Annotated in this window: 17 protein-coding genes; 4 read left to right on the top strand and 13 right to left on the bottom strand. The window is 35.8% G+C overall.

What is annotated here, in order from left to right:
* The first annotated feature begins 171 nt into the window (after nucleotides 1–171).
* Complete coding sequence (locus tag IJQ68_RS10120) at nucleotides 172–945, top strand: DUF389 domain-containing protein (protein ID WP_292800089.1); 774 nt, start codon at nucleotides 172–174, stop codon at nucleotides 943–945.
* Nucleotides 946–957: 12 nt separating this feature from the next.
* On the opposite strand, the gene IJQ68_RS10115 is transcribed toward IJQ68_RS10120, so the two are convergent.
* From IJQ68_RS10115 to IJQ68_RS10095, 5 genes are all read right to left on the bottom strand, one after another.
* On the bottom strand, nucleotides 958–2139 hold the full coding sequence (locus tag IJQ68_RS10115) for a potassium/proton antiporter (RefSeq protein WP_292800086.1): 1182 nt from the start codon (nucleotides 2137–2139) through the stop codon (nucleotides 958–960).
* A gap of 92 nt (nucleotides 2140–2231) precedes the next feature.
* Nucleotides 2232–2549, bottom strand: a complete 318-nt coding sequence (locus IJQ68_RS10110; RefSeq protein WP_292800083.1) for a transcription factor S — start codon at nucleotides 2547–2549, stop codon at nucleotides 2232–2234.
* A gap of 98 nt (nucleotides 2550–2647) precedes the next feature.
* Entirely contained in the window at nucleotides 2648–2986 is a 339-nt protein-coding gene (locus tag IJQ68_RS10105) for a DUF2149 domain-containing protein (protein ID WP_292800080.1), read from the bottom strand.
* Nucleotides 2987–2991: 5 nt separating this feature from the next.
* Nucleotides 2992–3639 carry a MotA/TolQ/ExbB proton channel family protein gene (locus IJQ68_RS10100; RefSeq protein ID WP_292800077.1) on the bottom strand — a complete coding sequence of 216 codons (648 nt, stop codon included), beginning with the start codon at nucleotides 3637–3639 and terminating at the stop codon, nucleotides 2992–2994.
* A 20-nt stretch (nucleotides 3640–3659) separates the two neighbouring features.
* Nucleotides 3660–4370, bottom strand: coding sequence for a DUF2162 domain-containing protein (locus tag IJQ68_RS10095; RefSeq protein WP_292800074.1), 711 nt, complete (start codon nucleotides 4368–4370; stop codon nucleotides 3660–3662).
* Nucleotides 4371–4570: 200 nt separating this feature from the next.
* Here IJQ68_RS10095 and IJQ68_RS10090 point away from each other — a divergent pair, with 200 nt between their 5' ends.
* Nucleotides 4571–5872, top strand: coding sequence for a phenylacetate--CoA ligase family protein (locus IJQ68_RS10090; RefSeq protein ID WP_292800072.1), 1302 nt, complete (start codon nucleotides 4571–4573; stop codon nucleotides 5870–5872).
* A 12-nt stretch (nucleotides 5873–5884) separates the two neighbouring features.
* Nucleotides 5885–6316, top strand: a complete 432-nt coding sequence (locus IJQ68_RS10085) for an acetolactate synthase (protein ID WP_292800070.1) — start codon at nucleotides 5885–5887, stop codon at nucleotides 6314–6316.
* On the opposite strand, the gene IJQ68_RS10080 is transcribed toward IJQ68_RS10085, so the two are convergent.
* The 3 genes from IJQ68_RS10080 to IJQ68_RS10070 are packed head-to-tail and all read right to left on the bottom strand — an operon-like array spanning nucleotide 6313 to nucleotide 8255.
* Nucleotides 6313–7038 (bottom strand): ion channel, encoded by a 726-nt coding sequence (locus IJQ68_RS10080; protein ID WP_292800068.1) that lies wholly within the window; start codon nucleotides 7036–7038, stop codon nucleotides 6313–6315. The two genes, IJQ68_RS10085 and IJQ68_RS10080, sit on opposite strands and share 4 nt — an antisense overlap.
* 26 nt (nucleotides 7039–7064) lie before the next feature.
* Entirely contained in the window at nucleotides 7065–7715 is a 651-nt protein-coding gene (locus IJQ68_RS10075) for an adhesin (protein ID WP_292800065.1), read from the bottom strand.
* Between the two features lie 39 nt (nucleotides 7716–7754).
* On the bottom strand, nucleotides 7755–8255 hold the full coding sequence (locus IJQ68_RS10070) for a ferritin (RefSeq protein WP_292800062.1): 501 nt from the start codon (nucleotides 8253–8255) through the stop codon (nucleotides 7755–7757).
* Nucleotides 8256–8348: 93 nt separating this feature from the next.
* Here IJQ68_RS10070 and nudC point away from each other — a divergent pair, with 93 nt between their 5' ends.
* On the top strand, nucleotides 8349–9134 hold the full coding sequence (gene nudC, locus IJQ68_RS10065) for an NAD(+) diphosphatase (protein WP_292800059.1): 786 nt from the start codon (nucleotides 8349–8351) through the stop codon (nucleotides 9132–9134).
* On the opposite strand, the gene IJQ68_RS10060 is transcribed toward nudC, so the two are convergent.
* The 5 genes from IJQ68_RS10060 to IJQ68_RS10040 form a co-directional block, all read right to left on the bottom strand.
* Complete coding sequence (locus IJQ68_RS10060; protein ID WP_292800056.1) at nucleotides 9131–9610, bottom strand: GNAT family N-acetyltransferase; 480 nt, start codon at nucleotides 9608–9610, stop codon at nucleotides 9131–9133. The two genes, nudC and IJQ68_RS10060, sit on opposite strands and share 4 nt — an antisense overlap.
* A gap of 4 nt (nucleotides 9611–9614) precedes the next feature.
* Entirely contained in the window at nucleotides 9615–10784 is a 1170-nt protein-coding gene (locus IJQ68_RS10055) for a MalY/PatB family protein (protein ID WP_292800053.1), read from the bottom strand.
* Nucleotides 10771–11286, bottom strand: coding sequence for a nitroreductase family protein (locus IJQ68_RS10050; RefSeq protein WP_292800050.1), 516 nt, complete (start codon nucleotides 11284–11286; stop codon nucleotides 10771–10773). Before IJQ68_RS10050 ends, IJQ68_RS10055 begins: the two co-directional genes overlap by 14 nt.
* Before the next feature lie 5 nt (nucleotides 11287–11291).
* Nucleotides 11292–11924, bottom strand: coding sequence for a flavodoxin family protein (locus tag IJQ68_RS10045; RefSeq protein WP_292800048.1), 633 nt, complete (start codon nucleotides 11922–11924; stop codon nucleotides 11292–11294).
* A gap of 78 nt (nucleotides 11925–12002) precedes the next feature.
* Nucleotides 12003–14786 (bottom strand): Ig-like domain repeat protein (locus IJQ68_RS10040; RefSeq protein ID WP_292800045.1); only part of this gene is annotated, 2784 nt, incomplete at its 5' end.

Here is a 14786-nt window from a genome sequence, read left to right as displayed (position 1 = left end):
TATTAAAGAAAACAAAATAGATTTACACTCCGTTATTAGTTCAATAAACTTCATTGCTCTGACTTGAGAAATTGATTATTAAAATAAACAAAAAGGAGAAAATGAAAAATGTTCAAAATTAATTAATTTCTGCCAACACTCATAATTATTAAGAATTAGGAAATTGGAAATATGGGTGAGATTAAAGAACAAAATGAAACAATCAAAGAAAAAATCAGAAAAGCTTTTTCATTAAAGGAAGATTCGGCATCGCATGAAGAGATTCAGGCACGTCTTCTTGATGGAGGGCAGATTACCGGAACCAACATGTGCGTAATGGTATGTGCAATGATAATCGCTTCGGTAGGTCTTAACGTCAGTTCAACTGCAGTAATTATTGGTGCAATGCTAATTTCACCCATAATGGGAAGCATTCTTGCTTCTGCATATGGAAACGTGTCTGCGGATTATGTTCTGCTTCGAAATCACATGATCGGTTTGGGAATGCAGGTTGTAATCAGTGTTACGGCTGCTGCAATTTATTTCTTTTTATCTCCGGTTAAGGAGCCGACTGTTGAATTGATTGCAAGAACATCTCCGACTTTCTTTGATGTGCTTATAGCATTTTTCGGAGGACTTGCAGGAATTATAGGGCAAACTCGTTTGGATAAAACAAACACGGTTATTCCGGGTGTTGCAATCGCAACAGCGTTGATGCCTCCGCTATGTACTTGTGGATATGCTATTGCAAATGGGAGAGTTGACATGCTTTTGGGAGCAGGATATCTTTTCATACTCAATGCATATTTCATTTTCCTATCAGCAAGCATCATATTAAGTATTTTGAAAATTCCAAAAACTAAGGAATTGAGTGAAAAGGAATGGAGAAGGCATCGTTTCAGAATGGTTAGGAACACTATTATCATTGCAATTCCTAGTATAATAGCACTATATTCAATGATTTAAAGCAGATGTCTTTCACTCGAGCAGTCCTAAATGTTTTGCTACAAATTTGATGGATGTTCCATGAATTATTACGGAAATAAATGTGATTATCATCACAATATTAAATATCATGGTAGCTTCAGGAATTCCTGCCACCAGCGGATAAAATGCGAATACAATAGGAACTGCACCTTTAATTCCTGACCATGCTAAAAATAATTTAGGCTTGAATCCCATTCTGAACGGCAGAAGTGAAACAAATACTGCAAGAGGTCTTGCAACAAAAGTTAGTATTATTGATACTGCGATTGCCGGAACAATCATAGGTAACAATTCATTAGGGGCAGTGAATACTCCAAGTAAAAGGAACATTAATATCTGCATTAACCATGAAAGACCATCAAAGAATGATAGCTGGTTTTCCTTGTGTTTGATTTCGGAGTTACCTACGATAAGTGCACAGATAAACACTGATAAGAATCCGTTTCCTCCGATTGCTTCAACAATGGAAAATGACAAGATTGCCATTGCGAAAAGTAACGGCGGATACAATCCTTCAACGGAAAGTCTGATGTGTTTTAAAATCCATGCAAATAATCTTCCTAAAATATAACCTCCAATTCCACCGAGAATTATTGATTTAATGAATATTACAATAAAATCAATTGTAGAAACAGTTGGAGTTATAAGCATGAACATTATTGATGAAACCAAAATATATGCAACGGGATCATTTGTTGCACTTTCAAGTTCAAGAATATGGTCCAGATTATGTTTGATTTTAATGTCGGAGGCTCCAAATATTGAAAATACGGCCGCACCATCAGTAGATGAAATGATTGCACTTAAAAGCAGACACAGCATCAAATCGAAATTGAAAATTAAATGTATTAAAATACCAATTGTAAAAGCAGTTATTACAACACCAACGGTTGCAAGCGAAATTCCCTGCTTGGCTATTGGCTTAATTACTTTGTAATCAGTATTCATACCGCCGGAAAACATAATAATGATTAATGCAAACGTGCTCAGGTACTGAACAAGCTGAAAGTTATGCAGATTTGGAGGAAGAATATTGCTTGCATCAAATAGTAATCCAATGAAAAGAAAAATAATCAATGATGGAATTCCTATTCTGGAAGAAAATCTGCTTAAGAATATGCTTAAAAGCAATAATCCCCCAATAACCATCAAAATCAAATGAATCTCATACATAAATAACTATTTATGAATAATATGTTTTAAACTTTTTCAAGTAACATGAATAGAAACAGGATATTTTAAAAAGTGAAATAATAATTCATATTCTAGTTAGAACTTCTCCAGGTGTTTCCGCATTTGGCGCAGCGTATAAAATTAGTTGGAGCCTCATCAGCAGAGCGTGTCTGTACTGTCCACCAGTAACCTTTCGTCCCTCCGCATTTATAGCAGGTTATTCTGGTTGTAGGCAATGCGACATTGTTATTGTCTGTTACAATAACTTCCAAATCCTTATTTTTTTCACCCTCAAATTTATATTGCTCTTCCAAATCATCATCTGAAAGGGATTTCTCAAAGCCGCATGAACATTTAATTACACCATCTTCAGGCATCAGCATTGAACCGCAATTCGGACAGAATTCCATAAAATATCACCTAAAAGATTATATTTAAAATAAAGTGTTTGTAATTAAAGATATTTAAAAATAGTGAAAAAAAGTTAAAAAAAGTTTGGGATAGAGGCTTAACCCTCTACCATAATCAGCTTACCTGTCGATGGATCTTTATATACCTTACCCATTTCGGTATATCCCTGACCTGAACTATTGGAAGTATCCGGAGTCTCATTCAGTTCCTGACCTTGAGTAACTTCGCTGACACTGCTAATAGACTGCATTACCTGCTGCTTCTGTTCAGGAGTCATATCCTCATTGAATACGATTGCCTGCATATTCCAGCTTAAAATTACAAAGACAAGAAAACCGACAGCAATAACAAGCATTGCATCAACAAGGTTTGATGTACCTGCCATAGGATCTTCTTCGACACGATTAGATCGTCTTCTTTGTTTTTTGCGAACCATTTAAATCACTGATTATTCATATAATCTAAAACAGCATCTGATAAAGCATCCAAATCTGATAAGTAACGGTCATACCAGCCGGACCTGATTTTTCCAATAACATAACATAAAGCACCGGAACCGATACCGACAATTGTTGTGTTGAACGCAACAGTCAGTGAATCAGCAAGGGTATTGATATCCCCAGCACCCAATGCCGCAAGACCAGGACCCATAGGAATCAATGTACCCATTAACCCTAATGTAGGGCCGATACGGGTAATAATATCAGTTTTTTGTAATGCGCTATCGATTTTTTCTTCTTCATATTCAACTAATTTACGGGCTAAAGCTTCTCTGGAATTTTTATCCAAAGCAGAAGAACTAGCAATTTCAGTTAAAACTTTTTTCTGAGATTTAGGAATTTGTGCTCCTTCTATGATGCCTTTGAGCGCATCAACGGAAGCTGCTGAATTGATATCATAAATCAAATCTCTTATAGTTCCAACAGGAACCTTTTTTCTTGAAGTATATTCAGATATTAATCCACCTAATGTAATAATTGAAATTATAACAATAATTAAAAGAATAACCAATACAGGAATGGTTAGACTTTGTGAAATAACATCTAGTGAACCTGTTAAATATTCTCCGCCAGGTATACTTACACTCATTATATATCACCTAATAATTATTATTCTAAAAGACCTTTACCTTTTTTATTTAAAAATACACCAATAACCACTAAAATAACAATAGCTACGATTACTGTAATAATTGATTCAGGAGAACTTATTGTAACTGCACCGAAATCCTTACTTAAAGAACCTGCAATATTTGGAATTACAATAGCAGAAAGTAGGAAGTATGCGCCTAAAAGCAACATGAAGTTTCCTAAAATAATCGGATATGGCTTGTTAATATACTTGACAATAGTATTTGAAGCGAAATAAGTAACAACAATTACAATCACCAATGCTGCCGCAGCATACCAGCTTAATTGAAATGAGCCGATACCGAGTGTTGGTGCAACAATCAATATACTGGCAACAATGGAACCGAAACAACATGGACACGGCGCTATAACAGCAAGAGAAGTAGCTGTAGACGTATTCTTGTCATGTATTTTCCATTCCCTTATCGTAAACAGACCTGCCACAATCATTATTAATGCCATAATCATATAAAATATACTGTTATAGCCATAAATGATTTGGACAAGCTGATCGGCATATAATGAAGCAATTGCAGAGATTATTAAAACTCCTCCACCATAACCTATACAGATAATTGCAAATAGTTTTTTTGACAAATTAGCCAAACCTGAAGCCAAACCCACTTTTATACCAAAAACAAGTACAGCCGCAAGAATTCCAACCTGCCATAACATACTCATCATATCCATATTAAATCCTCACATAATTATAAAAAATCAATTACATTTTATATATTTTAATTTTAAAGTATATAAATTTAGATTACATATACTATATTTAGCACAAATGATATATAATCTTTAATAATATTATTACATATCGTATTAATTAACTATAAAGATATTAACGAACATATAATATTATATTAAATGAAAATGAGGCAAAATCCATGATATGGAATGAAGAAATAGAAACGATGTCAAGGCAAGACCTTGAAGAATTACAATTGAAAAAACTTCAAAGTACTGTAAAAAGGGCATTTGACAAAATTCCTTACTACAACAAAAAATACAGTGAAGCTGAAGTCTATCCTGAAGATATAGAAACATTAAAAGACATAGAGAAATTACCTTTCATTACAAAAGACGATTTGCGTGAAAGCTATCCTTTTGGACTTTTTGCAGTTGACATGAAAGAAATTAAGGAACTGCATTCATCATCAGGTACCACAGGAAAGCCTGTCGTTTCAGGATACACCGAAAAGGATTTGGACACATGGGCGGAAACAATAGCCAGAGGACTGTCAATGATGGGCATCGGTGAAAACGACATTCTCCAGAATACTCACGGATACGGCATGTTTACCGGAGGATTCGGTGTTCACTACGGCTCACATAAAGTCGGAGCGGCAATCATACCTATATCAACCGGACAGACCAGAAGACAAATCGAAATCATGAAAGACTTCGGCACAACCGGTCTTATATTCACACCATCATACGGAATACACCTGGGTGAAGTTGCTCTTGAAGACGGAATTGACCCTAAAGAGCTTGGAATCAAAGCAATAGGATTCGGAGCAGAAATGTGGACCGAAGAAATCAGACAGAAAGTTGAAGAGATATTCGGCACAAAAGCATACAACATTTACGGACTGACCGAACTGATGGGTCCCGGTGTTGGAGTTGAATGTGAAGCGCAGGAAGGACTGCACATTGCAGAAGACATCTACTATCCTGAAATAATCGACCCGAAAACCGAAAGAGTCCTTGGTGAAAACACCCCAGGTGAGCTTGTCTTAACCAATCTGGAAAGAGAAGGAATGCCCGTAATCAGATTCAGAACAAAAGATTTGACCAAAATCACACGTGAAAAATGTAAATGCGGAAGAACCCATGCAAGAATGAGCAGAATCACAGGAAGATCCGACGACATGATTAAAGTCAAAGGAGTAGCTATATTCCCATCACAAATTGAAAAAGCATTGCTTAAGGCAGGCGATGTAGAGCCTCATTATTTAATTATAGTTACAAGACCTGGAACATTGGATGAAATCGAAGTTAAAGTCGAAGCGTCACAGGACATTTTCTTCGACGGCGTTAAAGAGATGATGGCTGTCCAGCAAAGAATTGGAAAATACATTGAAAACGAAACAGGTATCAGAGTAAAAGTAACTCTAGTCGAACCAAAAACCTTACCAAGATTTGAAGGAAAAGCAAAAAGAGTTATTGATGAGAGAAATTTACATTAAAGGGGAGAGAAAATGAAAATCAAACAATTGTCAATATTTTTACAGAACAGAATGGGAAGCCTTTCAAAACCTTTGGAAGTCCTTACCTTTGCAGACGTCAACATCAGGGCAATGTGTATGGCGGACACTTCCGAATTCGGTATATTAAGACTTGTTGTGGATGATCCTGAAAAAGGAAAAGAAGCGCTTGAACAGAATAATTTCCTTGTAAAGATGACCGAAATCATCGGCGTTGAAATGAACGACACACCAGGAGGTCTTACAAGCGTTTTAAAAATCATTAAAAACAACAATATCGATCTGGAATATCTCTATGCATTTTCACATGATAAAGCAAACAAAGCTATCCTATTGCTTCATGCAGACGATATAGACAACCTGATTGAAGTGCTTCAGGAAAACAACGTAACAATCGTACCTAGCGAAGAAGTCTATAATCTCTAGACTTCTTTATCATTATTTTTTAACTCATCTATTTTTTCATTTAAAACCTTAATTTCTAATGTCAAATCATCAATTTTTGATTCCAAATCGTTGTGATTACTTCTACTGATTCTTGATACATATATTGATGAAATAACAGCAGTCACTGTTGAAAAAATCAGTATTCCGCCAATCATTGCAATTATACCTATAATTCTACCTGAAGTGGAAACCGGAACAACATCACCATAGCCTGTGCTTGTAATGGAGACAACTATATACCACAGCGCAGTGTTTAGGTCATTGATGGATGGATCAAGCAATCTTACAAGCAATGTGACCGTAAAAATAAATAAAATAGCCATTAATATAATCTTATCCAAATAAGTTGTGCGTAAAAACTTGGCGAAGGCTTTTTGCGTATCTCGAGCAAGAACAAAGAGTTTGATAAATTGAATTAACTTAATTAACCTCAATGCTCTTAGGAAAATGAAATCGAATGGAAGCATTCCCAAAATGCTTAAGGAATTATCCCTCAGATACTGTTTTTTGTCATCTGCGTGAATATAACTGTAAATGAACTCAATCCACAGTACAATACACAATATGAAATCAAAAGCAAGCACAGCATATCTTAAAGCTGAAGAAACATCAAAAAATGTGACATATGTTAAAAATACTATGTCGATTAAAGTTAGAAAAATAATTGACAGATAAAATTCTTGCTTTCTTTTGCTTTCCATGGATTACTATCTATCTAAAGATATATTTAAAATATCAGATTATCAACACAGTTAACCAGTTCACAGGCCAGTTTGCGTGAAACTTCCATAGGTTCATAGGAATAGCATTCATAGACAATTGTAGGAATTCCTGCTTTTGCTGTAGGTTCTGTAATAAATGACGGACTTGACCTAAATTCAGGTTCGTAATAGACAACTCCATCTATCAGATTTATCAGTTCATTGACGAATTCCGTTGACCTTTCATCAAAGCCGGGTGCAAAGACAAAGTTGGTAATCTTATATTCTCCAGGACCCTTGGATCCCCTGTTGGAGTGAATATCTATGAATAAATCATATTTATTGTTGATAATTTCATCCTTGACAAATTCCTGAGCCAAAAGCTGACCTTCCAAACGGCCTTCGCTTTCACTGTCTGGATTGTTTATTTCAATATTATAAAGATAATAGCAGTAGTTTAAGCTTTCACAGCGAGTTAACTCTTCAAACAGTGCCCTGTGAGATTTGCTTTCAAGAGGATGCATTCCAATGAGATATGCTATCTTAATATTGGAATCCGTATTGCCGAAAGGACCATGAATATATACGCTACCTAAGTCATTTTTTCCAAGTAATTCAGAGTCATAATCTTTTGAGTTAACTTTAGCTTCTGTTGTTGGACCTTCAGGATAATTCATGGTAAAATCTCCAAAATAAAAAAATAGGACTAGAGAAATCTAGTCTTCGGATGGTGCACGTCCACCTAATTCTTTGTTCAATTCATACATTAGTCTGTTGTCGCCGTCTGCAAATTTTGCTTTAGCGACTAATTCCATTGCGTTTTCTTCCTCTTCAACCTGCTCTTCAACAAACCATTGTAGGAAGTTGTTGGTTGCATGGTCTTTTTCTTCAATAGCTAAATTAACCAAGTCGTTGATTAAGCCTGACACTTTTTTTTCATGTTCTAAAACATGTTCAAATGCTGCTAATGGAGAATCCCATTCGGTTTGAGGTCCTTCGATAGCGGTTAAAGTTACAGAAGCTCCTCTTCTGATAATGTAATCGTAAAATTTCATTCCGTGTTCCAATTCTTCTTCAGCCTGTACTCTCATCCAGTTAGCAAATCCTGCTAAGTCTTCGTCTTCAAAATAAGCCGCCATGGATAAGTATAAATATCCTGAATAAACTTCAGCGTTTAATTGAGCGTTTAATGCTTTTTCCATATTTTCTGATACCATAATATCACCAGTATAGATTATGTAATTTCTTTAATATAAAGATTAAGTTTGGAAATGGTAACCCATTAATTTGAAGAAAAACAAAGTATTATCATGATTGAAAAATCCCTTTATGAAGATTATGAAATCGCTTTCAGCGACACTTATACTAGTGATGATGCTTATTATTTTGTTTTTAATGAAAACAGAGAGTTATATCTTGAAAATGAAGAGTTAATTAGAGATATTAGTGATTTGGACATTAATTTTTCACTCTATATTGGAAAATACAAAAATAAGGACTGTTTTGTAGCTAATGCTAATTTCAAAGAAGGTTTTCCATTATATGAAGTCTATGAATTCAACAGGGACTTGTATCTGATGGGAACAAAAGCAGTTCTCGTAAACGATTGGTATATATCACACCAGTTTTGTGGAAGATGTGGAACTAAGACCGAAGTAGATGAAAAGGACATGATGTTAAAATGCCCTTCCTGCGGTCAGATGCACTATCCCCGCATCGCTCCTGCAATTATTGTGGCCATTAGAAAAGATGATGAACTGCTTATGGCCAAGCATTCATACCATGACAACATAAGATATGCACTGATAGCAGGATTTGTGGAACCTGGCGAATCCATTGAAGAAGCCGTCCACAGGGAAGTCCGAGAAGAGGTTGGAATCAAAATAAAAAACCTGAAATACATGAAAAGCCAATCCTGGCCATTTCCGAATTCACTGATGTTAGCATTCACTGCTGAATATAAATCAGGTGACATTAAAGTTGACGGTGATGAAATACTAAAAGCAAAATGGTTTAAAAAAGAGGAAATAATCAGATATGACTCTGATATCAGCATATCTGATTGGTTGATACAAGATTTTATTGATTTAAATTAATCATCAGCCAAATCATTTAAAGTATCACCAGAAACTCTATATACAGTCCAGCCTTCCATAGGAACAGCTCCTAGAGACAAATAGAAGTCAATACTTGGCTGGTTCCAGTCAAGACATGACCATTCAAAACGGCCACAATCTCTTTCAACTGCAATTTGAGCTAATTTTTTAATCAAAGCTTTTCCATAACCTTTTGATCTGAATTCCGGTTTTACATACAAATCTTCCAGGTATATTCCTGCTTTTCCAAGAAATGTTGAAAAATTATGGAAAAATAATGCAAAACCAACTTCAACATCACCTTCCATTGCAAAAATGACTTCAGCAGCATTTTTTTCAAATAACCATTCATTTAACACATCTTCAGTCGCAATAACTTCATCTTCCATCTTTTCATACACTGCCAAAGCATTGATGAATTCCAAAATCAATCCACAATCATTTTCATTTGCAAATCTAAATGAAACTTCTGACATATTTTCACCTCTTAATTATTGTCAAGGCAGTGATTCCTGCCTTAAGCTTTCCTAATCCTTCAGCTAATAACTTTTCAGGACAAGCTATATTCATCCTCAGGAAGTTGTCACCGCATTGGCCAAAATCAATTCCTGCAGATAAAAATAAACCCTGATTAGTTCTTAAAAATTCGCTTAAGACTTTTGATGATACTTTCAATGCCGAACAGTCAAGCCACAACAGATATGTTGCATCTGATGGAACAAGTTTTACTATTGGCAATTCATTTGCCAGATAATCCTCAACAATCTGTTTATTCTTATATATAACCTCTTTTAGCTCATCCAGCCATTTACCGGACTCATTGTAAGCTGCCATTACTGCGCTTGCTGCAAACACATTGCATGCATCTGAATTGTCAACATGCATCTGAGTTTTTATCTTTTCGAGAAGTTCCCTATTTTTTGTGTGGACAACTGAGCTTTGAAACCCCGCAACATTGAATGACTTTGAAGGGGAAAGACATGTTATGACATTATTCCAATCTGATGATGTTTCAAAAGGATTGTAACTGACTCCAGGATCTGTTAAATCACAATGGATTTCATCTGATATCAATACAACATCATGTTTTTTACATAACTCTCCAATTCGAGCCAAATCATCCTTTGACCAGATTTTTCCGATTGGATTGTGAGGATTGCACAAAATCATCAGTTTAACTTTTGTGAGTTTCTCATCCAAATCATCGAAATCTATTTTATACTCACCGTTTTTATAAATCAGCTCATTTTCAAGGACTTTTCTGTCATTGTCTTCAATCACATAAAAAAACACGTGATAAACCGGTGACTGAATCAGTATTTCATCTCCAACATCAGTCAGACATCTTATCATTGACGAAATTGAAGGCATTACGCCAATTGAGCATAACATGTCTTCACTAGACATTTTAAAGCCATATCTTGAATCCCACCAGTTGATGTAAGCTTCAAATAGTTCATCAGGGACAATATTATACCCGTAAACCGGATGATTTGCCCTCCTTAAGATTGCTTCCTGAATTGAAGGAGCAACTTTAAAGTCCATATCTGCTACCCACATAGGCAGATCATCGTCAAAAAGGTCCCATTTAAGACAGTTTGTGTTATTTCTGTTGATAACGCTTTCAAAATCGTATTCAGTATTTTTCATAATGGATTCTCTCTTCATCAAATTTGTCCATGAACTTGTTTTCCCAGCCATCGGCAGGATAGCCTAATGTTATTACACAGAACGGCTTTTGATTTTCATTGTCAAGACCAAATAACTCTGCAACTTTCTCCATTGTCTCTTCAGTTGGTGCTACACCATTCCAGAGACCTCCTAAGCCTAAATTTACCGCTTCAAGGAGCATGTTTTCGGCTGCTGCAGACATGTCCTGTTGCCAGTGAAGCTTATAAAAAGCCCTTTCGATATTTGCCACAAGCAAAATTGCTACAGGAGCAGTTTTGACTCTAGGCTTGATTTCAGCTAATTTAGCCAAAGTATCTTTATCTTTAATGACAACAAATTCCCATGGTTCAGCGCCTAGTCTGGAACCTGGAGCCTGCATTCCAGCTTTTAGAATATTTAAAATCTTTTCATCGTCCACTTCCATGTCCTGATATTCACGGATACTTCTTCTTGTATTAATTATTGTTTCAAAATCACTCATAATAATCACTTGCTTAACTGAGCACCTATTTCAAATGCCTTTTCCAAATCTTTTGGAAACTGCAGTACATACTGTTTCTGTTTGGCTTCTTCGCTGAACCCTGCCATATTATATTTGGAGTATTTGGCAACCTGTAAAGTATCACAAACCGGATATGAGACAACTTCCCCATTTAAAAAATTGAATAAATATTCAGTTTTTGCCAAATTATCCTTCATATTATTTACAAAGAAATCAAATGGCGCATTCATTGTGTAGAACAGCCCGACATTGACTTTGCCGGCATAATAACTGGATCCGTCATCATAAGACAAAATACAGAAAATCAACCTTTCAACCAATGCCCTGAATTCACTTGTAGGCTCTCCAAAGTAAATCGGAGTTCCAATAAGCAATGCATCAGCATCAAAAATTTTTTCGATTAACGGAGATAAATCATCTTTCCAGTAGCATTTTCCTTTGGTTTTATCCTGCATTTTACATACAAGACAACTTCTACATCCTTTAAAAGCCAAATCATATAAATTAATATATTCTGTCTCAGCACCAACAGATTCTGCACCTTTTTGAGCAGCCTGCATGATTTCTGCGGTGTTCCATTTCTTCCTTGGACTTGCATTAATCACAATCGTTTTCATTATTAATCTCCTTTAAAATTAGTTATATGATTAATGAAAAAAATAAGAAAAAAATAATCCACAGAAAGGATTATTTAATTATTTTTTAAATCTTCTAACTGCAGTTGATCCAATTAACATCATAACTAATAATATTATTAATATAGGATTTCCAGTTGGATAACTGGTTAAGTCAATGCCTTTAGAAGGACTGACATCAGGAGATGTTTTATTCTCATCTAATGGCAGGACCTTGATACTACCTATACCGTCTATAGGATTATATTTATCATCACCTGAATAATAAACTTTTATTTCATGTGTACCTTCGCTTAATCCAGGAACAACAAATATCGCTTTTCCATTTTCGATAGTGGCAGTATATTCTTTTCCTTCAACTACAATTGTTATTGTGCCTGTTGCATCACCAGGGACCGTTACAGTGATTACACCATCTTCACCGACTTTAATGTCTGGAGCTTCAGTGTTGACTGTAGGAGTTAATTTGGATACTTTGAAATCTCCAGTGGCATTTGAAGGCAGGTATTTATCGTCACCACTGTAATAAGCTTCAACATCATATTCACCGGCTTTAAGGCCAGGAATTGTGAATTGGGCTTTTCCGTTTTCAACTGGTGAAGTGTAATTTCTACCGTCAACGGTTATTGTGATATTGCCTGTAGCATCAGTGTAGTTTACAAGTACCTGAATACTTTCATCTTCGCCAACGTAAATGTCATGTGTTGTGATATCTAGTGAAGATGGTAAAGCCCTTACTCTAAATACATCACTTGTATTGACACTTGTGTAATTTTCATTACCGCCATATATGGCAAACGCTGGATAAAGACCAACAGGTAAGTTAATAATGTTCCAGGTTGCCCTTCCATTATAATCCTCATGAGTGCCTGCAGCTAAAACATCAGTGGTTACAACACCATTTTCCAAACTGACTGTTACAGTAATGCCGTTGACCGTAATATTTACGTAACCCGGAGCATTGACAGTGACATTCAAGATTTCGACTTCTCCAACCCAGATGTCTTCAACTTCTATTGTGATTACCGGTTTGACCGGAGATACGACAAATGAACCTGTAGTTGAGTTTGCGTTATGGTTATTGTCTCCGCCATAGACCACTTCAACAGGATATGTTCCTCCGCCCAAGTCATCGATAGGCAATTCCACCTTGCCGTTATTGACTGGGACGTTTTCATAGGTTTTATCGCCTACTGTGATATTTACAGTGCCCGTTACGTCTTCAGGCAATGTTACAACAATCACTTCTTCATCACCGTAGAAAATATCCTGGGTCTGCAAATCAATTGGAGTATCAACCTTTTTGACATTGAAAGGTTCTGATCCGTTGGTTGAAGTGTAATTTTCATTACCACTGTAAGTTACATTAACTGTGTAGTTTCCGGCAGGCAAATCAGGAACAGTAATGTTGACAGTTCCGTTTTCAACAGGAATATCCACAAATGTTTTGTTTCCGACAGTTATATTGACAGTACCTGTCGCATTTTCAGGTAATTCTATTATAATTGTTTCATTGTCTCCATAAGTGATATTTACCGGAGTAATATCCATTGGAGGAACTGCCTTATTGACTGTCAATTTGGAAGTGTTTGATGCAACAGTGTGATTTACATCAACCATTGTGGTTAAATTGACTACATAATCTCCAGCAGGCAAATCAAGGCCAGTGATATTTTCACCAACATCAATAGTGCCGTTTGCGACCACTTTTCCTTCAGGACTGATGATTTGATAGATTACTCCAGTTGCATTCTCGCTGGTGACAGGAATTATGATTGCTTCACCATAAGTCACGTTTACATCCTCAGCGCTGACAAATGAAGGAGCCTTGTTAACAGTCACATTTTCTGAAGTGTAGTTGTTATCGCCAGGTTTTGTATCGTTTTCTGTTGAATTGACATATACGCTATTTTCAATGGTTTCCTCAGACAATACTTTAACAGTTAAAATTAAAGTAACTGTTTCATTGTAATTCAAGGTACCTACTGTCCATATTCCGGTTGATTTGTCATAATCACCTTTAGATGCATTAACATTAATGAATTCAACATTGCCTTTAAGATTTTCAGTCACGTTGATATTGGTTGCATTTGAAGGACCGTTATTAACCACAACAATAGTGTAGATGATTTCATCGCCAATTGTAACATTTGTTGCACTTACATTCTTGATGATTGATAAATCTACAATCGGATTGACTGTAATGTTTGTACCATTTTCAGATGTTGTTTTATTCTCGTTTGCAGTGGCAGTAGCGACATTAGTGAATGTACCGTTAGTTTTAACCCTGACTTCAACCCATACTGAAGTACTGTTACTACTGACAATTTTGTCGATATTCCAGATAACAACATTATTTACAAATTGAGCATTATCTGATGCATTTACAAACTCAAATGCAGGGTTCAATAGATCAGTGACATTAACGCCGGTCGCATTAGCAGAACCCGTATTATTCACGGTAATATTAAACCTTACAACATCACCAACATTGACAACAGAAGCATTAGCAATTTTAGTCACATTCAAAACCACAGTACCCGCAGTTACGTTCTCACTGGAGCCGTTGGTTTCAGTATCATTCTCATTAGACTTAGCAAATGCAACATTACTGAAATTACCCTCTTTAACAACACGAACAGTTAAGACAACAGAAGCAGATTCATTAACATTGATTTTATCAATATTCCAGGATACAACACCATCCGCATAACTAGCATCAGGATTCAAATCAGCAATAAACTCAAATGCAGAATCAAGTCTATCAGTAATATTAACACCCGTAGCATTGGAAGGACCATTATTAGTCACATTAATTGTAAATTCAACCAAATCACCAACAAT

Source organism: Methanobrevibacter sp. (assembly GCF_017447225.1).
Taxonomy (GTDB): domain Archaea; phylum Methanobacteriota; class Methanobacteria; order Methanobacteriales; family Methanobacteriaceae; genus Methanocatella.
This window is presented reverse-complemented; position numbering and strand designations above follow the sequence as displayed.

Bases quoted from the DNA above. Each gene is read 5' to 3' on its own strand.
- IJQ68_RS10110 (WP_292800083.1), bottom strand. From the start codon at position 2,549: ATGGAATTCTGTCCGAATTGCGGTTCAATGCTGATGCCTGAAGATGGT.
- IJQ68_RS10105 (WP_292800080.1), bottom strand. From the start codon at position 2,986: ATGGTTCGCAAAAAACAAAGAAGACGATCTAATCGTGTCGAAGAAGAT.
- IJQ68_RS10100 (WP_292800077.1), bottom strand. From the start codon at position 3,639: ATGAGTGTAAGTATACCTGGCGGAGAATATTTAACAGGTTCACTAGAT.
- IJQ68_RS10085 (WP_292800070.1), top strand. From the start codon at position 5,885: ATGAAAATCAAACAATTGTCAATATTTTTACAGAACAGAATGGGAAGC.
- IJQ68_RS10090 (WP_292800072.1), top strand. From the start codon at position 4,571: ATGATATGGAATGAAGAAATAGAAACGATGTCAAGGCAAGACCTTGAA.
- nudC (WP_292800059.1), top strand. From the start codon at position 8,349: ATGATTGAAAAATCCCTTTATGAAGATTATGAAATCGCTTTCAGCGAC.
- IJQ68_RS10050 (WP_292800050.1), bottom strand. From the start codon at position 11,286: ATGAGTGATTTTGAAACAATAATTAATACAAGAAGAAGTATCCGTGAA.
- IJQ68_RS10120 (WP_292800089.1), top strand. From the start codon at position 172: ATGGGTGAGATTAAAGAACAAAATGAAACAATCAAAGAAAAAATCAGA.
- IJQ68_RS10070 (WP_292800062.1), bottom strand. From the start codon at position 8,255: ATGGTATCAGAAAATATGGAAAAAGCATTAAACGCTCAATTAAACGCT.
- IJQ68_RS10045 (WP_292800048.1), bottom strand. From the start codon at position 11,924: ATGAAAACGATTGTGATTAATGCAAGTCCAAGGAAGAAATGGAACACC.
- IJQ68_RS10080 (WP_292800068.1), bottom strand. From the start codon at position 7,038: ATGGAAAGCAAAAGAAAGCAAGAATTTTATCTGTCAATTATTTTTCTA.
- IJQ68_RS10095 (WP_292800074.1), bottom strand. From the start codon at position 4,370: ATGGATATGATGAGTATGTTATGGCAGGTTGGAATTCTTGCGGCTGTA.
- IJQ68_RS10075 (WP_292800065.1), bottom strand. From the start codon at position 7,715: ATGAATTATCCTGAAGGTCCAACAACAGAAGCTAAAGTTAACTCAAAA.
- IJQ68_RS10115 (WP_292800086.1), bottom strand. From the start codon at position 2,139: ATGTATGAGATTCATTTGATTTTGATGGTTATTGGGGGATTATTGCTT.
- IJQ68_RS10060 (WP_292800056.1), bottom strand. From the start codon at position 9,610: ATGTCAGAAGTTTCATTTAGATTTGCAAATGAAAATGATTGTGGATTG.
- IJQ68_RS10055 (WP_292800053.1), bottom strand. From the start codon at position 10,784: ATGAAAAATACTGAATACGATTTTGAAAGCGTTATCAACAGAAATAAC.